General features: G+C 63.9%; 18 protein-coding genes and 1 tRNA gene. 7 read left to right on the top strand and 12 right to left on the bottom strand.

The genetic code is table 11. From position 1 onward, the window contains the following. Positions 1-42: 42 nt before the first annotated feature. From fhuB to LB519_RS04760, 3 genes are read right to left on the bottom strand one after another with little or no spacing between them, the layout of a single operon-like run. Positions 43-2,046, bottom strand: coding sequence for a Fe(3+)-hydroxamate ABC transporter permease FhuB (gene fhuB / locus LB519_RS04770; protein WP_224618876.1), 2,004 nt, complete (start codon positions 2,044-2,046; stop codon positions 43-45). Next, positions 2,043-2,903, bottom strand: a complete 861-nt coding sequence (locus LB519_RS04765; protein WP_063169484.1) for an ABC transporter substrate-binding protein — start codon at positions 2,901-2,903, stop codon at positions 2,043-2,045. Before LB519_RS04765 ends, fhuB begins: the two co-directional genes overlap by 4 nt. A 25-nt stretch (positions 2,904-2,928) precedes the next feature. Then, a complete protein-coding gene (locus LB519_RS04760) occupies positions 2,929-5,112 on the bottom strand; it encodes a TonB-dependent siderophore receptor (protein WP_224618874.1) in 2,184 nt (727 codons plus the stop codon). A 212-nt stretch (positions 5,113-5,324) separates the two neighbouring features. On the opposite strand from LB519_RS04760, the gene LB519_RS04755 reads away from it, so the two are divergent. From LB519_RS04755 to LB519_RS04740, 4 genes are all read left to right on the top strand, one after another. Beyond that, positions 5,325-6,116 carry an ATP-binding cassette domain-containing protein gene (locus LB519_RS04755; protein ID WP_224619138.1) on the top strand — a complete coding sequence of 264 codons (792 nt, stop codon included), beginning with the start codon at positions 5,325-5,327 and terminating at the stop codon, positions 6,114-6,116. 65 nt (positions 6,117-6,181) lie between these two features. After that, positions 6,182-7,153, top strand: a complete 972-nt coding sequence (gene exbB, locus LB519_RS04750; protein ID WP_224618872.1) for a tonB-system energizer ExbB — start codon at positions 6,182-6,184, stop codon at positions 7,151-7,153. A gap of 4 nt (positions 7,154-7,157) precedes the next feature. After that, entirely contained in the window at positions 7,158-7,625 is a 468-nt protein-coding gene (exbD, locus tag LB519_RS04745; protein ID WP_013528969.1) for a TonB system transport protein ExbD, read from the top strand. After that, a complete protein-coding gene (locus tag LB519_RS04740) occupies positions 7,622-8,566 on the top strand; it encodes a TonB family protein (protein WP_224618870.1) in 945 nt (314 codons plus the stop codon). Before exbD ends, LB519_RS04740 begins: the two co-directional genes overlap by 4 nt. 148 nt (positions 8,567-8,714) lie before the next feature. Here the strand turns inward: LB519_RS04740 and LB519_RS04735 are convergent, their stop codons facing one another. The 6 genes from LB519_RS04735 to LB519_RS04710 form a co-directional block, all read right to left on the bottom strand. Beyond that, on the bottom strand, positions 8,715-9,035 hold the full coding sequence (locus tag LB519_RS04735) for a hypothetical protein (RefSeq protein ID WP_024504723.1): 321 nt from the start codon (positions 9,033-9,035) through the stop codon (positions 8,715-8,717). Between the two features lie 128 nt (positions 9,036-9,163). Next, positions 9,164-9,424 (bottom strand): hypothetical protein, encoded by a 261-nt coding sequence (locus LB519_RS04730; protein ID WP_024504722.1) that lies wholly within the window; start codon positions 9,422-9,424, stop codon positions 9,164-9,166. Positions 9,425-9,428: 4 nt separating this feature from the next. Continuing rightward, complete coding sequence (locus LB519_RS04725) at positions 9,429-9,683, bottom strand: hypothetical protein (protein ID WP_024504721.1); 255 nt, start codon at positions 9,681-9,683, stop codon at positions 9,429-9,431. 68 nt (positions 9,684-9,751) lie between these two features. After that, entirely contained in the window at positions 9,752-10,714 is a 963-nt protein-coding gene (locus LB519_RS04720; RefSeq protein WP_224618868.1) for a SagB/ThcOx family dehydrogenase, read from the bottom strand. 530 nt (positions 10,715-11,244) lie between these two features. Further along, positions 11,245-11,994 (bottom strand): helix-turn-helix domain-containing protein, encoded by a 750-nt coding sequence (locus LB519_RS04715; RefSeq protein WP_013528976.1) that lies wholly within the window; start codon positions 11,992-11,994, stop codon positions 11,245-11,247. A gap of 331 nt (positions 11,995-12,325) precedes the next feature. After that, positions 12,326-12,401, bottom strand: a tRNA-Ala gene (locus tag LB519_RS04710). Between the two features lie 160 nt (positions 12,402-12,561). Between LB519_RS04710 and LB519_RS04705 the strand changes: the two genes are divergently transcribed. Continuing rightward, complete coding sequence (locus tag LB519_RS04705) at positions 12,562-12,852, top strand: YggT family protein (protein WP_013528977.1); 291 nt, start codon at positions 12,562-12,564, stop codon at positions 12,850-12,852. 13 nt (positions 12,853-12,865) lie between these two features. Further along, positions 12,866-13,183 carry a DUF167 domain-containing protein gene (locus LB519_RS04700; RefSeq protein ID WP_013528978.1) on the top strand — a complete coding sequence of 106 codons (318 nt, stop codon included), beginning with the start codon at positions 12,866-12,868 and terminating at the stop codon, positions 13,181-13,183. A gap of 16 nt (positions 13,184-13,199) precedes the next feature. On the opposite strand, the gene LB519_RS04695 is transcribed toward LB519_RS04700, so the two are convergent. From LB519_RS04695 to LB519_RS04685, 3 genes are read right to left on the bottom strand one after another with little or no spacing between them, the layout of a single operon-like run. Then, positions 13,200-14,081, bottom strand: a complete 882-nt coding sequence (locus tag LB519_RS04695; protein ID WP_013528979.1) for a MurR/RpiR family transcriptional regulator — start codon at positions 14,079-14,081, stop codon at positions 13,200-13,202. Positions 14,082-14,091: 10 nt separating this feature from the next. Next, positions 14,092-15,159 (bottom strand): ABC transporter ATP-binding protein, encoded by a 1,068-nt coding sequence (locus LB519_RS04690; RefSeq protein ID WP_013528980.1) that lies wholly within the window; start codon positions 15,157-15,159, stop codon positions 14,092-14,094. Positions 15,160-15,161: 2 nt separating this feature from the next. After that, entirely contained in the window at positions 15,162-15,950 is a 789-nt protein-coding gene (locus LB519_RS04685) for an SDR family oxidoreductase (protein ID WP_013528981.1), read from the bottom strand. A 183-nt stretch (positions 15,951-16,133) separates the two neighbouring features. On the opposite strand from LB519_RS04685, the gene LB519_RS04680 reads away from it, so the two are divergent. Then, complete coding sequence (locus LB519_RS04680; protein WP_013528982.1) at positions 16,134-17,366, top strand: ABC transporter substrate-binding protein; 1,233 nt, start codon at positions 16,134-16,136, stop codon at positions 17,364-17,366. The last annotated feature ends 309 nt before the right edge of the window (positions 17,367-17,675 follow it).

Raw genomic sequence — 17,675 nt, 5'->3', positions numbered from 1 at the left:
TACAATCGGCAGGGCAGGGCCGGCAATATGCCAGGGCCGACTTCATTGCCTGCCTTTCCACATCAGCGCCATGAAATAGGGGCCGCCGACGAAGGCGGCGATGAGCCCGGCCGGCACCTGCCAGGGAAAGATCAGCGTCCGGCCTGCCCAGTCGGCGGCAACGAGGATCAGCCCGCCTGTCATGGCCGAGGCCAGAAGCTGCGGCACGGCACGGCGGAAGCCGAGCATGCGCGCGAGATGCGGCGCCATCAGGCCGACGAAGCTCAGCGGGCCGATGACCAATGTCGCGGTTGCGGTGGCCAGCGCGGTAAGTGCCAGCAGAATGGCGCGAACCCGTCCAAGCCGCAGGCCAAGGCCACGCGCGGCAGTTTCGCCGAGCGGTACTATATCGAGCCAGCGCGCCGTCAGCGGCGCCAGCGCGAGGACGGCGACCGCGACCGCAGCGGCAGTGAAGGCATCATTGGGCGTTGCGCGATAGGTCGATCCCGATAGCCAGGCGAGCAGGAAGCCCGTGCGCGGATCGCCGCTGGCCAGAAGCAGCGCGGCGAAGGCCGACGCGACCGTCGCCACGGCGACGCCGGCAAGCAGCAGCCGCGCCGGCGACAGTGCATTGCGCCGCCCGACCAGCACGACGATCGTCAGCGCCAGCAAGGCGCCCGCGAGTGCGGCGCCGAGCATTGCCGCGCGGTCGAAGCCGTCGCTGAGCAGCAGCAGCGCCAGCACGCCGAAAGAGGCGCCGCCGGAAATGCCCAGGACCTCGGGCGCGGCCATCGGGTTGCCGGTCATGCGCTGCATCAGCGTGCCAGCGACGGCGAGCAGGACGCCCGCCGACAGGGCGACGACGACGCGAGGCGCGCGCAGGGCAAGCAGCTCGGTCAAATCCGCGGATGCGATCCAGTGCCAACCGCCTGCGCCACGGCCAAAGCCCATTGCGACGACAACCGCGAGGATGAGCGCCAGCAGGCCGGCGATCAACGGCAGGCCGTTTGTCGGCAGGCGTACGGACGACATCATGTCGGCCTGCCTTTCGGGGGTGGTTCGCATTCGCGGCAACAGGAACAGCAGCAGCGGCGCGCCGAGCAAAGCGGTCGCGGTGCCGGCGGGGATTTCGCCGGCGAACGGCAGATGCTGCACCAGACGGTCGGTGAGCCAGAGCAGGGCGCCGCCGACCAGCGGCGACCATACCAGGCGGCGGCCAAGCGTGCGCGCTCCGGCCAGCCGCGCCAGCGCCGGGGCAGCGAGCGCTACGAACCCGATGACGCCGACCTCGGCGACGACCAACGCGCCAAGCGAGACGGCGACAGCCATGCCGGCAAGGCGGATGACGGCCGGGCGGGTGCCGAGCGATGCCGCGCCGTCGTCGCTGAGATCGAGCAGGCGTAGCGGTCGCCAGAGCAGGAACGCGGCGCAGATGCCGGCCAGCAGCCACGGCGCCAGAGCAACGACGGCCGCATCGCCATTCTGCACCAGCGAGCCGCTCTGCCAGATGAACAGCTCCTCGGTGTATTCGCGGTTGAGCGCCATCAGCAGCGCGCCGGCCGAACCGAAAGTGAGGCTGACGACGAGGCCGGCGATGATGATCGACACTGGCGAAAAGCTGCGCCCGCGCGCCAGTGCGAAAACGGCTGATGTGGCGAGAGCGCCGCCAGCCAGCGCCACCCCTTCACGGCCGCCTTCCAGCAGCCATGGTGCGTAGAGGGTGGCGGCCGCCAAAGCGAGGCTTGCTCCGGCATTGGTGCCGATCGTGGTCGGCTCGGCCAGCGGGTTGCGCAGCACATGCTGCATGACGACACCGGCGAGACCGAGCGCCGCGCCGGCCAGCACGCTGGCGGCGACACGTGGCAGGAAAGCATAGCGATACAGCAACTGCACTGGATCGGATGTGTCGGGGGCGGTGAGCGCCTGCCACCACAGGTGCGCCGGCAGAAGGTGGATGAGATCGATGACGCTCAGCACCAGCGCCAGACCCGCGGGCACGGCCACCAGCAGGATGAGCGCGCCGATGCCGTCGCGCTGTCGCGGCAGGGACATTGCCTGAGCGATCATGCCGCTGCCACGAATTCGGCGAAACGCGCGGCGGCAGTAAGACCGCCGAACGGCCAGACCGGCGGAATGGTCCGCACCTGGCCGTTCCGGACGCAGGGCAGATTGGCCCAGAGCGAGTTGCGGGCGATCCTGATCCTGACGTGCGGCGGGATCGGATCGAGCGAGATCAGTTGCGCCTCGCCGACGGCGACCAGTTCCTCGATGCCGACCGTCGAAAAACCCCATTCATTGGTGGCGCCGGTCCAGGCATTGACGAGGCCGAGCCGGTCGAGGACGTCCTGCAGCAGGCTGCCGGCGCCGTAGACGCGGACATGGCGATCGTCGAACATGCTGACGACGCAGACCGGTTTTTGCACCGCCCGCTCCAGCCTGGCACGCGCTTGGGCGATCGAGGCTTCGATGCGCCCGACAAGGTTTTCTGCTTCCGTCCCACGGCCAAGCATGTTGCCAAGCTGCAGCGTCACCTGCTGCGCCTGCGCGTAAGGTGGAGCCTTGCCGCTGTAGAACGGCACATTGAAGGTCGGCGCCAATCTGGTGAAGCTGTTCTCGTCCAAGCCATAGCCATAGGCGCCGACGATCAGGTCGGGCCGCAATTCCCGAAGCAGTTCGAGATTGGGCTCGCTGCGCGACCCCAGGTCGATGGTGGCCTGCGGCAGCGCCGGGCCCTGGACCCAGTCGCCATAACCCCTGGTGTCGCCGACGGCGAGCGGCGACACGCCGAGCGAGACCACCATTTCGGCCGATGTCCATTCCAGGCAGACGACGCGGGCAGGTGCCGCGCGTGCCGTGCCGCCCGGCAAAGCGAGACCGGTCGCGGCGAGGCCGGCAAGATACTGGCGCCGTGTCAGCGCCGCCATTTTGGACCGGCCCGCCACATTGCTTCTACCATGTGTATTTCACCGAACCGTTGATCCTGCGGCCCTCGCCGTAGAAGCAGCCGAAGCCCGAGGAGAAGCAGGAGGCGACGTAGCGTTTGTCGAACAGATTGCTGGCATTGAGGCTGAGCGTGGCGTTCTGCCAGGTATAATGGACCGCCGCGTCGGCGAGCACGACCGACGGAACCTTGAAGCTGTTGGCGTCGTCGCCATAGGTCGAGCCGACATAACGGACACCGGCGCCCAGGCCGAGACCTTCGAGCTTGCCGCTCATGAAGGTGTAATTGGCCCAAAGCGATGCGGAATGGGCCGGCACGCCGAAGGGCGTGTTGCCCTCGTTGCTGACCCAGACGCCGTTGACGTCTTCGACAGCGGTCGCCCTGGTGATCTTCGTGTCGAGGTAGGTGTAGGCCGCTCTCAGATCGAGGCCCGCATCCAGGCTCGCCACGGCTTCCAGTTCCACGCCGTGCGAACGGATCTCACCGGTCTGGAACAGATCGTTGGGTGAGCCCTCATTACCGGAACGCACGACATTCTGTCGGGTCAGGTCGAAAACCGATGCCGTAATGAAGGAATTCCAGCCAGTCGGCTGGTACTTCAGGCCGATCTCGTACTGCCTGCCGGTCTCGGGCACGAACAGATTGCCGTCGCTATCGGCGCCGGCCACCGGCTGGAACGACTCGGAATAGCTGACATAGGGTGCCAGGCCGTTGTCTGCGAGATAGACCAGGCCGGCGCGGCTGGTGAAGGCGTTGTCCTTCTGCTCGGGAATGTAGCCGCCGGCCAGATTGTCGTAGACCTTGGCATCCGACCAATCCTGGCGGCCGCCAAGGGTCAGCCGCCAGTTGCCGAACTTGACCTGGTCCTGGGCATAGAGACCGACCTGCTGCTGGGTGGTGTCGGTATCGGTGTAGGGCGTCAGATCGGTGATCGGGTACCCGTAAACCGGATCGAAGATGTTGAAACCGTCCTCGACGGTCCCTTCCGAGGCATAGTCGCGGTAAGTGTAGCGTTTGTAGTCGAGGCCGACGAGCAGCGTGTGGGCAAGCGGCCCGGTGTCGAAATCGGCTTGTGCCTGGTTGTCGATGGTGACGCCGCTGAGTTTGGTGCCGCCGGCATCTGCATAACGGTAGTAGTCGCCGCTTGAAGGTTCCAGGCCGTTCGAGTCCGTCAGTCCGCCACCAAAGACGCCCTCCTCGGTGTGGGTGAGGTGGACGTAGCGGGCATGCTGTCGCACCTGCCAGGTTTCGTTGAAACGGTGATCGAATTCGTAGCCGATCGAGGCCTGGTCGTTGTTGTAGGAGTCGAAGCCGGGTTCGCCGACGAACATGCTGTTCGGCAGGTACTTGCCGTCCTTGCCCGGTACGACCGTGCCGTAGGCAGGCAGGTACTGCATCGCCCATCCCGAGCGATCGCGCTGATAGTTGGCGAGGATGGTCAGGCTGGTGTCGGCATCGGGCTGCCAGGTGATCGCCGGCGCGATGAAGATGCGATCGTCCTTGACGAAATCGGTCTGCGTGTCGCCCATATGAGCGGCACCGGTGAGGCGAAACAGCAGCGACTTGTCGGCGTTCACGGCACCGCTGAAATCGAACTTGCCTTCATAGCGATTGAAGCTGCCGCCACCGAGTTCGATCTCGCGCAGGTTTTCCTCGGTCGGCCGCTTGCTGACATAGTTGATGATGCCGCCGGGGCTAGCCTGGCCGTAGAGCACCGACGCTGGTCCGCGCAGCACCTCGTAGCGTTCCGCGCCATAGGAATCGAGTGCGGTGAACAGGGTGAAATTGCTCTCCTTGAGCTGCAGCCCGTCCCTGTAGAAGACGCCGTTGGCGTTCGAAATGCCGCGCAACTGCAGGCCGAGGCCGCGATTGTCGGTGCCGTAGAGATCGCCGGTGGCGCCGGGCGTGTAGCGCAGAACGCCGCCGAGGTTGTCGATCGCCTGTGCTTCCATCTGGTCCTTGGTGATCACCGATATCGACTGGGGCGTCTCGATCAGCGGCGTGTCGGTCTTGGTGCCGGTGGAGCCCTTGGTGGCCACGTAGCCCTTGACCGGCCCGAAGGCGCTTTCGACACGTTCCTGGACGTTGATCGGGTCCAGGGTGGTGGTGACCGTCTCCTGGGCCAGTGCATGGCCGCAGCCAAGCAGGGCCGGCACCGACACCGCTGCGATCAGCAGGCGCTTTCGCGCCATCCGGTCCTGCCAAATCAGTCCACGTCCCGAGATCATCCTGCGCCCCCTTTTCCAAATTTCATGTCGATATTGCCGGTCGCGACGATTTGTTGATCGTTGCAGTCATCTTCAATGTTGACTAGTAAGGTCATGTTTCATAGTCAACCGGGCATGAGCCGTCGAAAGCCGGAATCTGGAAATGCGGGCGGCCGCACTGGAGAAAAGCCATGAGCATGGCTGGAATTGATGCCCAGACTGCCTTCCATATCGACGCGGTGCGCTTTGCCGTCGGCGAGCGGACGCTGCTCGGTCCGGTCTCGCTCGAACTGGAGCGCTCGCGCGTCTACGGGCTGATCGGCCACAATGGTTCGGGCAAGTCGACGCTGATCAAGCTCATGGCGCGCCAACAGCCGGCGAGTTCAGGCGCCATCACTTTCGCCAGGCGTCCGTTGCCGCAATGGGGCGCCCGCGAATTTGCCCGCGCGCTTGCCTATCTGCCGCAGACGACACCGGCGGCGACTGGCCTGACCGTGCGCGAACTGGCGACGTTGGGACGCTATCCCTGGCACGGCGCGCTTGGCCGTTTCCGCGCGCAGGACAGGCAGCATGTCGAGGAGGCGCTGGCCCTGACCGACATGGAAGGTTTTGCCGACCGGCTGGTGGACGAATTGTCGGGCGGGGAGCGCCAGCGCGCCTGGCTCGCCATGCTGGTGGCGCAGAACGCCGGCGTCATGCTGCTCGACGAGCCGATCTCGGCACTCGACATCGCCCATCAGGTCGAGGTGCTCGGGCTGGTCAAGGAGCTCAGCCGCAAACGCGACCTGTGCGTCGTCGTCGTGCTGCACGATCCCAACATGGCGGCGCGCTACTGCGACGAGCTGATCGCGCTCAAGGACGGCAAGCTGCTGACGCGCGGCACACCAGGCGAGATCATGCGCAGCGATGTGCTGAAAGGCATTTTCGGCGTGGAGATGGGCGTGTTCGCGCACCCCGTCACCGGCCAGCCTGTCGGCTATGTGCAGTGACGAGATCTGGTGCGGCGGCGGGAAATAGAAGGCGGCTGGCCGCTGTGAGAACAAGGAAGAAGCTGTTGTCGAGAACTGGTTTGTTGGCGGCGTTGGTCGCATCCGTCATCCTGTCGGCCGGCAGCGCGATGGCCCAGGAGCAACCGGCCGGTGCCGCGCCGGCGATTGATGCCCCCACCCCGGCTGCTCCCACGGCCCCAGCGCCGATTGCGCCGGCGCCCGCCGCACCGGCAGTCGCTCCGCCGGCCACGATGGCGCCTTCGCAGCCGGGCACCCAGCCGAACACGGCCGCGCCAGCCGAGGCCGGACCTTCGACGGCGATGGAATTGACCTTGCCGCATGACCTGTCGCCATGGGGCATGTTCATGGCGGCCGATATCGTCGTCAAGGCGGTGATGATCGGGCTGGCCTTTGCCTCCCTCGTCACCTGGACGATATGGCTGGCCAAGTCGCTGGAGCTTTTCGGCGGCAAGCTGCGCATCCGTCGCGCCGTGCGGGCGATCGGCGAGGCCGCCACGCTGAAGCAGGCCGGCAGTACCCTCGACCGCAGCGGCGGCCCGGGCGCGCTACTGGTGCGGGCGGCCGAGGAGGAGACCGCACTCTCAGCCGGCGCCCTCGATCATGTCTCAGGCGATGGCCTCAAGGAACGGGTTACGTCGCGCCTGTCGCGCATCGAGGCGGCGGCGGCGCGGCGCATGTCATGCGGCACCGGCGTGCTGGCGACGATCGGCTCGACGGCGCCCTTCGTCGGCCTGTTCGGCACGGTCTGGGGCATCATGAACGCCTTCATCGGCATCTCGCAGGCGCAGACCACCAATCTCGCCGTGGTCGCGCCGGGCATCGCCGAAGCGCTGCTGGCCACCGCGATGGGCCTGGTCGCGGCCATACCGGCCGTCGTCATCTACAACGTCTTCGCCCGCTCGATAGCCGGCTATCGGCAGATCCTCGCCGATGCCTCGGCAGGGGTCGAACGACTGGTCAGCCGCGACCTCGACTTCCGCACCGTCGCGCCGGCCGCGCCGCTGGCAGCGGAGTAGCGCCATGGGAAGCAGAATCCGACAGACCATGGATGACGATCTCGAGGAAAGCCACGAGATCAACGTCACCCCGTTCATCGATGTCATCCTGGTGCTGTTGATCATCTTCATGGTCGCGGCACCGCTGGCCACGGTGGATGTCAATGTCGACCTGCCGGGTTCGACCGCAACGCCCGCGCCGAGGCCCGAGACACCGCTGTTCCTGACGCTGAAGGACGATCTGACGCTGGCGATCGGCAATGACGGCGTGCCACGCCCGGCTTTCGCCGCGACGCTGGACGCCAAGACCAAGGGTGACAAGCAGACGCGCATCTTCCTGCGCGCCGACAAGGCGGTCGCCTATGGCGACCTGATGGAGGCGATGAACCTGTTGCGCGGCGCCGGCTATCTGAAGATCGCGCTGGTCGGCCTGGAGACGGCTCCCGCGTCCAATGCCCCCGCGCCCACGGCCACCGGTGCGGCGGCGCCATGACGCAAGCGGTCGCCATGCCCTCGGTCCAGATGTCGCGCTTCGGCTGGCGCGACCTTGGCTTGTGGGCCGGTGCTGCCGCGCTGGTCCTCGGAGCCCATGTCGCGGTCGCCTATGCAGTGCAGAATCTCACCATGGTCACCGAAGCGGACGGCGGTCCGCCACCGGCCCAGGTGATCGAGATGGCGCCGATGGTGGTGATGCCGGCCGTACAAGAACAGGTCGCCGCGCTGGACGCGGTGACGCCAGATCAGACCGAACCGACACCGACGACCGAGCCGACACCTGAAGAACCGGTCGAAAAGGCGGAGCCGGTTGTCGAGCCGCCGGAAGCGGTCGCGCCTGACGAGGCCGAACCCAACCGGACCGAAACGGCTGAACAGGCCGATCAGCCGCCGCCGGATGAGGTCATCCCGGATGTTGTCGAGGCCGTTACGCCAGACGTCGTCATTCCCTTGCCGCAGCCGAAACCGGTCGAAATTGTCAAAGACAAGAAACCGGTCGAGGCCAAGGCGAAAAAACCTGTCGAGAAGCCCAAGCCGCGGCTTAAGAAGGAGAAGGCGGCTCCGCCGAAGACGGCAACCGTCGCCAGCGCCGACGCACGGCCCGCGGCCAGGACCGCGGCGCCGAAGGCGGCGGAATCGACGTCGCGCTCCGGCGACTCCAGCAAATGGGACTCCCGTCTGGGCGCCTGGATCAAGCGGCACACGCGCTATCCCAGCTCTGCCAAGGCCCGAGGCGTGGAAGGCAGGCCGTATGTCGCCTTCACGGTCGACTCGTCCGGCCGGGTCCTGTCCGCCAAGCTCTCTCGTTCCTCCGGGGATGCGGATCTGGACCGTGCGGCGCTCGCCGTGCTGCAAGGCGCCACGGTGCCGGCACCGCCACCGGACCTCGGCTCGCGTCTGAGCCGTACAGCGCCGTTCGTGTTCAGCCTGCGCAACTAGAGCAGCTCACCGTTTCACGGAAACGGCCAACTACTCTAACTCTTGTTTTGACGCAATTCCCAAGGGAAAACGCTATGCGTATTCCCGGGAAAACCGTTTCACACTTTTCCTGGAATTGCTCTAGAGCCGAACTTGATCGGCTGGCCTGTCAATAGGTCAGTGACAGGCTCAGGGCCTCGACCTGTTCGAGGTAGAAACGGCATTTCGTGCGCAACAGCCCGAGGCTCGGGTCATCGGCTCCGTTGATCTCGATGGTCTGCATCATGAAGTCGAAATGGGCGTGGAAGGCGTCCACTGTACCCCAGAGACTGTCGGCCTGGCAGCTGTCGGCAATCGCCATCGAGACGAGTTGGCGGGCCTCGATCCGCGCGGCGTCAGGCGATGGCGGTCGCCTGGCGATCAAGACGTCGAGCCGACTGAAAATGCTTTCCCTGGCATCGACGCTTCTGATGTTGGCTATCATGTTCATGTGCAGGTCCCCCTTGGCATTCCAGGCGCGCAATAGGCTCCGGTCTGGAATTGCCTGAAAGCTGGTGATCAGAGCGGTTCAGCGGCGCTGAACCACTAAGCGCGTGGCGTTTGGGCGGGCGACTTGCATCAAGCCTGAGCGACCGGATGCCGGTCCTGCGGGCAGGATGCAATCAGGGTCGGGATCGCGGTTGCATCGGAGGGGTGGCCCCTGATGATGTTGGCGACCTCGGCATCGGCCTGCTCGAACCAGTAGACCATGTCGGCGCGGTGCAGATCCGTCGCGGCTTTCTTCAGCAGCGGCAGCAGGCTTTGCAACGCGCACAGCGTCTCCCAGCGGTTTGGCCGGGAGGTCGAGCCGGCCACCGCGCATGCGGCTGACGATTGCATGTCGCTACGCTCTCCGTGGCTGGGCGGCACGATTGTCTTTTGCCTGCGCCTTGGGGTGCAGCGGGTTGCCGCTGAGCTGCGCATGCCTGGCCGGCCGTGCGCCGCGAAGAACGTCGAAGGCCTCCGCATAGGCCATGCCCAGCAGATAGGAGATCATCGGAAAACGGCTTGATTCGGCCATTTGCACGAGCTCATTGGTCATCGACGAAATATATTGAAGACTATCGATTTCCGACTGGCGTAAGGATTGATTTGGCACGTGCTGCTCCTGTCTCTGGTTATACCCTGGGGAACGCGTTACTGGCCGGACTGCACATTGTTGGTCGACTAATTGATGGATTGGCTCGCGGTGGACGGGTCTCTTTCCGGGGTCGAGAGGGTCAAGGCATAGATCGGTGCGTCGGTGAGACTGTCGAGACCAAGCAGCCGCTTGATGGCGGAATGACTGAGCGCGGCTGTCGGGCACGCCGACAGGCCATGATTGGTCGCCGCCAGCATGATGTTCTGGCCGATATGGCCGGCCTCGATCAGCACGACACGATAGGCGTTGGCGTCCTCATATTTCCACATCGTGCGGTCGAGCCTGGCGCAAAGCAGGATCAGGCACGGCATGGCGTCAGCCCACTCCTGTCCGCCGACCAGTTCGGAGATCTTCGGCAGATGGTTCGCGGAAATCCTGCCAAGGTCGTGGTCGGCGGCGGAATAGTGATAGACACCGGGTTCGAGGCCATCGACGCCGAGCGCGACCACATAGGCCTCATAGGGATTTCGCGCGCCGCCGGAAGGGGTCATGCCAAGCGGCAGGGTGCCGACGCAATTGGCGGTCTCACCGATGATGCCGAGCCCTGCGAACAGGCAATCGGAAAGCTGTTTGGCCGTGATGGTGGGCTGAGCCGCCGTGCGGTTGGTGCGGCGCCGCGCCATCAAGCCAAGAAGTTCGTTGTCTTCCAGTGCATTCGGCAGCTGGATGGCGCCGGCGGAATTCTTGAGCAGGAGGTCCGGCTGCGGCGTATGGCCGGCGCGTTCCATCTGCCGCTCTTCCGCTTGCTCGATGGTCATGTATTCGCTGTCCTGGACGCAGAAATGCATCAGCGCCGTCGGAAGCCCCCAACTCCATTGTCCTGAAAACTGTTCCTCCTGCTCGGCGAGAGGCGATCCGGCGGTGACCAGGGCGGAAAAATCGAGCAACCGGGGAACGACAGCTTTCAGCTCGGACTTCGACCAGCCATGGGCGCGGGCAATGTCCGCCGTCGATGCCCATTTGTCCCACGATGCGAGAAGGCCGACCATATCAGGGCTGCATTCAAATACGCTTCTGGTCAGGAAGTTGCATGCCGTGACCTTGTTCGGGCCAGGGTAGAAAACAAGCGTTTTCGAAGAGCGCATTTTCATGAAGCTGGATGCCATCTGCGGAGCCGAAGCGCCGACAAGCGAACCGCTCGTCGGCGCAGAACGGCTTCAGCGCTTGTTGTAGTGCATGCCCTGCGAAAAGAAGACGGTCTGCGTGCCGGCGGCAATCGTCAGCTTCGGAGTATTGGTCACTTTCTTGGCCATTTTTATCCCTTTCCTGACCCCAATCTGGGATCCGTTGAAGGACCCCCGGAACGGGATCCGCGCGAAGAAAGGTAAGGTCGGAAGAGTTAATGGTTTGTTAAAATTATAGTAAAACCACGAGTCGAAGGCGGATGCGTGGATTATCTTTCTTGGTACCAAAGTGTAAAATATCGATTTTATTCAGATACAGAGTAGACAATCGTTGGCGTACGCTTTATCGGCGTACGCTTATTCTTAATTGGCGTAAGACACGGCGATCCGAGGGATTAGCCCAACCCGTCCCGGGTGAGGCTGACAACCAGTTGGTCGACGCCCGGATCGTCGAGACTGATGACATGCGCCATGCTGATGGCATCCCTTGCGTGGATGTTGGCAATGTCGCGCCGCATGATGACGGACACGAATGCCGGGCCGGCCTCCGTCAGAAGCATGGCCTTGCCCATCAGCACCGGTTCGGAGATGGGAGCCCATTGCACGGAGATCAGCGACGGCTCTCCGGTCTGGCGGCGATTGATGCCGCTGAAATAAATCCAGTTCAGCCGCGAGATCGCCACGCCATAGTGATTGCCGCGCGCTCGTGCCCAGGTCGATCCCCGGCGCTCCGACCACCCGGTGACCCGTCGAAAGGTGACCAATTCGGCTTCGCGCCGCACGAAGGTCACCGAGCGCACCAGGAGGTCGAGGCGGCCCGGGATCGAGAAATAGGTGAAATAGGTGCCGCCCGCGATCGAAGGGCTGGGAGGGCGGATCATCTGGTTGAACAGGCTCTCGGACACCGGCGGCAGGCCGCGCATCACTGGCTCGGGTGTGCCGGGATCCTGGTACAGTTCCGCCTCGTCGATGCGAAAGTAGTCGCATATCAGCTTGGCTGTGGCCTTGTTGGGAACGGTCTGCCCTTGCAGGTAGCGTTCGAACTGGGTGCGATTGATGTGCAGCTCACGGCATACCGCGCTTACGGAGGCATGGTCCTTGCACAGCCGTCTAAGGTTTGCAGCGAGATTCTCGCGAATTGACACGTCTTTGCTTCCGCAGGCGGATTTTTCATTTCGACTCGAAATCCATATAGCGTCTCCGGTCGCCCCCGCCGAAACGCCTTGGCCACAACGCACAGAAAAAACTGATTTGGTAACGTCAATTTAGTGGGGCGGTTTGCAAAAAAAACGGAAACAATCGACGAGCGCTTCCGCCATAAGTCCAATTGACAAAAGTCTTGCCGGAGATTGCGAAAACAGGCGGCGCGGCGCGCGGCCTTTTAGGCGCGCCGGCACGGCAAATGCCAGCCGTGGAGGCCAGCCCGGACGAGCGTCGCGGACTGCATATGGCGCGGAGAGCGAGGAATTAATCCGCTGGTGGAGCTGAGGAGGATCGAACTCCTGACCTCGTCATTGCGAACGACGCGCTCTCCCAGCTGAGCTACAGCCCCGTCCAGCGGATGGGCGCATTTATCGGGCGCCGCGGTTTCCTGTCAAGGCGGAGGTTTGCCGAAATCCAGTGGCCTGGCAGCCGTACCGGCGCACCGTGGCAGGCGGCCCTTGCCGGTTTCGCGTGCAATGGCTACATGTCGGCAACAATTGGAGACCGGCATGCTCGCCCTCATTCAGACAATCGTCATGGCGCTCGACCTCTACTGGTGGATCATCATCGCATCGGCGATCTTTTCCTGGCTTTACGCCTTCAACGTCGTCAACTCGCGCAATCAGTTCGTCGGTTCCATCGGCAACATGCTCTATCGGCTGACCGAACCGGCGTTGCGGCCGATCCGCCGTTTCATGCCGGACCTTGGCGGCATCGACATCTCGCCGATCATCCTGCTTCTGATCCTGTTCTTCCTGCGGCAGTTCATATTGACCAGTGTGGCGCCTCTGGTCCTGTGAGGCCGATGATCGTATGAGCGCGCCGTTTCGCCTGCGCGATGATGGCGTCGAGCTGTTTGTCCGGCTGACGCCGAAGGCTGCGCTGGACAGGCTCGAAGGCATCGAGACCACGGCGGACGAGCGAAGCCATCTGAAAGCGCGCGTCCGCGCCGTGCCGGAAAACGGCGCCGCCAATCATGCGCTCGAAAAGCTGATTGCCAAGGCGATTGGCGTGCCGGGGTCCGCCGTCTCGGTTGTCGCCGGCGGCACGGCGCGGCTGAAGACCGTGCGCATTGAAGGCGATCCGGAGACGTTGGCGAAAAGCATCGAGGCGCTCGGCCATCAGGCCTGATGTCCTTGCCGGAGGGTCAATCCCCCAGCGGCAAACGCGGATCGTCAACTTTCAACGTGTTGACGCTCTGCTTGATGCGGCGCAGATTTTCTAGAACCCTTGGTCCGCGCGTCTCGGCGACCGAGGTGACGATCATGTCGACGATCGACAGCAGCGCATAGCGCGACGATGTCGGCTTGTAGATATTGCCGTCTTCCAGCGACTGGAAATGGATGACCGTGTCGGCGACCTTGGCGAGCGCGGAGTCCGGCGGGGTGATGGCGATCGTCGTGGCGCCATATTGCTGGGCGACCTGCACCGCATCGATGACCGATCGTGCATAGCCGGAGACGGAGAAGGCGATCAGCGTGGTGTCGGGGGTGGCGACGGCGGCGTACATGCGTTGCAACTGTCCGTCGATTTGCGCCAGCACCGACACGCCAAGCCTGAACAGCCGGTTCTGCATTTCGGTCGCCATCATCGACGAAATGCCACCGGAGCCGATGCACAGCACATTGCCGGAAACCGCGATGCGTGCGGCGACGGCGACCAGCGTCGTCATGTCGAGGTTTTCGCTGGCGCGCTGGATGGCCGATATCGCCGCTTCGGTGATGGCGGAAGCGATGCGCTGTTCGCGGGCATCGCGGCTCAACGGCTCCGGCGACAGATACTGGCCGCCGATGGCGATGGCTTGCGCCAGATAGAATTTGAAGTCGCGCAGGCCCTCGCAGCCGAGGTTGCGGCAGAACCGCGTCACCGTCGGCTCGCTGACACCGACGCGCGCGGCAATTTCCGAAATCGCCGCCTTGGAAACGAAGTCGAGGTCTGCCAGCACGAAGCCGGCCAGCTTGCGATCCGACTTCGTTCCGTCCTGCGACATCAGCTGCAGGCGCGTGATGATGTCGGCCGGCGTCTTCATGCTGATATTTTCATAGAGGCAGGCCCGTCGCCTTGTCGAACAGATGGATGTTGCCGGGATCGACCGAGACCGGCAGCAGGTCTCCCGGCCTGACCGGCACCCTGTCACGGAACACGGCGCGTACCGTATCAGCACCGATAGCGCCATAGACATGTGTTTCGGAGCCGGTGGGCTCAACGACATCCACCCTGATCGCCATCGCGTCGACAGCCTCGCCGATGACAAAATGCTCGGGCCGGATGCCGGCCTCCACCGCGCTGTCCGCCGGCACCTGTTTGCCGGCAAGCGCCAGCCGCCCGCCGCCGGCCGATTCGAACCAGGTTTTCTCAAGCGTCGTCTTGAGCGAACCCGAGACGAAACTCATCGACGGCGAGCCGAGGAAGGAGGCGACGAACTTGTTGGCCGGCCTGTCATAGAGCTCCAGCGGCGCCCCGACCTGCTGGATCCTGCCGCGATCCATCACGACGATGCGGTCGGCCATGGTCATGGCCTCGATCTGGTCGTGGGTGACGTAGACGATCGTCGACTTCAGCCGCTGGTGCAGCGCCTTGATCTCGACTCGCATCTGCACGCGCAATTGTGCGTCGAGATTGGACAGCGGTTCGTCGAACAGGAACACAGACGGTTCGCGCACGATGGCGCGGCCCATGGCGACGCGCTGGCGCTGGCCGCCCGACAGCTGGCGGGGATAGCGGTCGAGATAGGAGAAGAGATTGAGGACCCCGGACGCCTTCTTGACCTTCTCATCGATTACCGTGCGCGTCTCGCCGCGTATCTTCGGGCCGAAACCGATATTGTCCGATGCCTTCAGATGCGGAAACAGCGCATAGGACTGGAACACCATGGCGATGTTGCGCTGCTGCGGCGGCAGCGCGTTGGCGCGCACGCCGCCGATCAACAGATCGCCGGAAGTGATCGTCTCCAGGCCGGCGAGCATGCGCAGCAAGGTCGACTTGCCGCAGCCGGACGGCCCGACCAGGACGACGAACTCGCCGCTCTTGATATCGAGGCTGATGTTCTCGAGGATCTTGTGCTGCCCGAAGGATTTCGACAGGTCGCGGAACTCGACGTCGGTCATGCTCACGCTCCCAATATGTCGTCGATGAAGGGCAGGCAACCGGCGGTCAGTCCCGCGTCCACGGGCATCACCACGCCTGTTACTCCCGATGCGCGATCGGACGCAAGGAAAGCGACGGCTTCCGCCACTTCCGCAGCGTTGACGATGCGACCGAGCGGATAGAGCCGCTGCAATTTGCCGAGGATTTCGGGATCCTTGGCAAGGCGGTGGTCCCAGGCGGCGGTGCGGATCGATCCGGGGCAGACGACATTGGCGCGCAGGCCGCTGCGGCCGAGCTCGACGGCGATCGCCTTGGCATAGGCGTTGATGCCGGCCTTGGCCGCGGCATAGGCGGGATTGCCGAAATGCGCGATGGCGTTGACCGAGGAGATGAAGACGACGCTGCCAGAGCCACGGCTGGCCATCGCCTTGACCAGCGGATCGGCGAAATTCATCACGCCGGTCAGGTTGAGGTCGAGTTCCTGCTCAATCCTGTCGGGGTTGAGCGCGGGGAGCGTCTCGGCGCGCGTCCAGCCGGCATTGTTGATGAGAATGTCGGGCACACCGTCCCGGTCGAGGATGGCGGCGATCGCCGTGGCTATCGACGCCTTGTCGAGAAGATCGAAGACGTGGCGGGCGGCAAAATGCGGGCTCTTCAACGCCTCGCTCGACTGGTCGCAGCCTACGACCCTGGCGCCCCTTTGCGCCATCAGCGCCACGATGGCCGTGCCGAGGCCGCCGCCCGCACCCGTCACAACGACAGTCTTGCCCTCGAATTCGGCCCTGCCTTCGAGTTCCGTTTGCGAAACCACCGTGCGTCATCCTCCGGGATCTTCGACAGGTCGGATCAGGCCTAGTCCACAAAATGTAATTAAGCAACAGAATAATCTGCTTGCAAGCCTTCAAATCCTCGATAATGTAGGAAAGTCACATAAATCTTCTGCTTGGGTAACGAAGAGGCGCGCAGGCGCAAAAATCAAAATGGGAGAGTTCAAATGAGTCTTGCAAAATGGACTGTCGGCCTGATGGCCGGAATGAGCATGCTGGCAATTGCGGCGCAGGCGGATGCGGGCGAGGTGCGGGTCACCGTGGCCGAGTACAGCGCCAAGACTGGCCCATATTTCGACAGCGTCAAGAAGGAATTCGAGGCGGCGAACCCCGGCATCACGGTCAAGTTCGAAGTGGTGCCGTGGGATGTGCTGCTGCAGAAGCTGACCACCGACATCACCGCCGGCACCAATGCCGATCTGTCGATCATCGGCACGCGCTGGCTGATCGACTTCGTCCAGCAGGATGTCGCCGAGCCGCTCGACGGCTACATCAAGCCCGACTTCAAGGACCGCTTCATCGACACCTTCCTGTCGCCCTCGATCATGGATGGCAAGACCTACGGCCTGCCGATCGCTGCCTCGGCGCGCGCCATGTACTACAACAAGGAGCTGTTCGAGAAGGCCGGCATCGCCAAGCCACCGGCAAACTGGACCGAGTTGCAGGAAGATGCGCGCAAGATCAAGGCTCTGGGGTCCGGCACGTTCGGCTTCGGCCTGCAGGGCAAGGAGATCGAGACCGACGTTTATTACTACTATGCGATGTGGTCCTACGGCACGGAAATCCTCAACAAGGACGGCACTTCGGGCCTGAGCACGCCCGGCGCGCTTGAAGCCGCCAAACTCTACAAGTCGATGATCGACGAAGGCCTGACCGAACCCGGCGTCACCTCCAACAACCGCGAGGACGTGCAGAACCTGTTCAAGCAGGGCAAGGTCGGCATGATGATCACCGCACCCTTCCTGTCCAACCAGATCAAGGACGAGGCGCCGAACCTGAAATACGGCGTTGCGGCCATTCCCGCTGGACCGACCGGCGCGCGCGGCACCTATGGCGTCACCGATTCCATCATCATGTTCAAGAACTCCAAGAACAAGGACGAGGCCTGGAAGCTGCTCGATTTCCTGTTCACCACGGAGCAGCGTGCCAAGTTCACACAGGGCGAAGGCTTCCTGCCGGTGAACAAGGAAGAGGCCAAGATGGACTACTACGTCAACAATGCCGATCTGGCCGCGTTCACCGCTCTGCTGCCCGACGCCCGCTTCGCGCCGGTCATCCCGGGCTGGGAAGAGGTCGCCCAGATCACGTCGGACGCCATGCAGAAGATCTATCTCGGCGGCGACCCCGAGGCCGGTTTGAAAGACGCAGCCGCCAAGGCCAATGCGGTGCTGAAGAAGTAGGGGCAGTGCTGAAGGAATAGGGCGTATCTCCCTGCGCCCGTGGCGCGCCCCAGATTCAGGCGGGGCGCGCCACATCTTGCAGCCTCGAGCAGAAAGATAGTTCGTCGATGTCAACGCCGCCCAGCCAGGCTCCTTTCCTCTCCCACCGGAGGGGGGAGAGGTGGCTCGGCGAAGCCGAGACGGAGTGGGGGAACCACCTGGCAGCCACCGCGAACGGATATAGGAAGAGCACCAGGCGCAAGCCTCGCCTTGCGCCCAAGGGGTCGACCCCCACTCCGTCGAGCTTCGCTCGACACCTCTCCCCCGATC

Origin of the sequence: Mesorhizobium sp. AD1-1 (assembly GCF_020164655.1) — a bacterium.
Lineage (GTDB): Bacteria > Pseudomonadota > Alphaproteobacteria > Rhizobiales > Rhizobiaceae > Mesorhizobium > Mesorhizobium ciceri.
This window is presented reverse-complemented; position numbering and strand designations above follow the sequence as displayed.

Excerpts from the sequence above, each read along its gene's own strand:
- fhuB (WP_224618876.1), bottom strand. The coding sequence starts at position 2,046 with ATGATCGCTCAGGCAATGTCCCTGCCGCGACAGCGCGACGGCATCGGC.
- LB519_RS04765 (WP_063169484.1), bottom strand. The coding sequence starts at position 2,903 with ATGGCGGCGCTGACACGGCGCCAGTATCTTGCCGGCCTCGCCGCGACC.
- LB519_RS04760 (WP_224618874.1), bottom strand. The coding sequence starts at position 5,112 with ATGGCGCGAAAGCGCCTGCTGATCGCAGCGGTGTCGGTGCCGGCCCTG.
- LB519_RS04755 (WP_224619138.1), top strand. The coding sequence starts at position 5,325 with ATGGCTGGAATTGATGCCCAGACTGCCTTCCATATCGACGCGGTGCGC.
- exbD (WP_013528969.1), top strand. The coding sequence starts at position 7,158 with ATGGGAAGCAGAATCCGACAGACCATGGATGACGATCTCGAGGAAAGC.
- LB519_RS04740 (WP_224618870.1), top strand. The coding sequence starts at position 7,622 with ATGACGCAAGCGGTCGCCATGCCCTCGGTCCAGATGTCGCGCTTCGGC.
- LB519_RS04735 (WP_024504723.1), bottom strand. The coding sequence starts at position 9,035 with ATGAACATGATAGCCAACATCAGAAGCGTCGATGCCAGGGAAAGCATT.
- LB519_RS04730 (WP_024504722.1), bottom strand. The coding sequence starts at position 9,424 with ATGCAATCGTCAGCCGCATGCGCGGTGGCCGGCTCGACCTCCCGGCCA.
- LB519_RS04720 (WP_224618868.1), bottom strand. The coding sequence starts at position 10,714 with ATGGTCGGCCTTCTCGCATCGTGGGACAAATGGGCATCGACGGCGGAC.
- LB519_RS04705 (WP_013528977.1), top strand. The coding sequence starts at position 12,562 with ATGCTCGCCCTCATTCAGACAATCGTCATGGCGCTCGACCTCTACTGG.
- LB519_RS04700 (WP_013528978.1), top strand. The coding sequence starts at position 12,866 with ATGAGCGCGCCGTTTCGCCTGCGCGATGATGGCGTCGAGCTGTTTGTC.
- LB519_RS04695 (WP_013528979.1), bottom strand. The coding sequence starts at position 14,081 with ATGAAGACGCCGGCCGACATCATCACGCGCCTGCAGCTGATGTCGCAG.
- LB519_RS04690 (WP_013528980.1), bottom strand. The coding sequence starts at position 15,159 with ATGACCGACGTCGAGTTCCGCGACCTGTCGAAATCCTTCGGGCAGCAC.
- LB519_RS04680 (WP_013528982.1), top strand. The coding sequence starts at position 16,134 with ATGAGTCTTGCAAAATGGACTGTCGGCCTGATGGCCGGAATGAGCATG.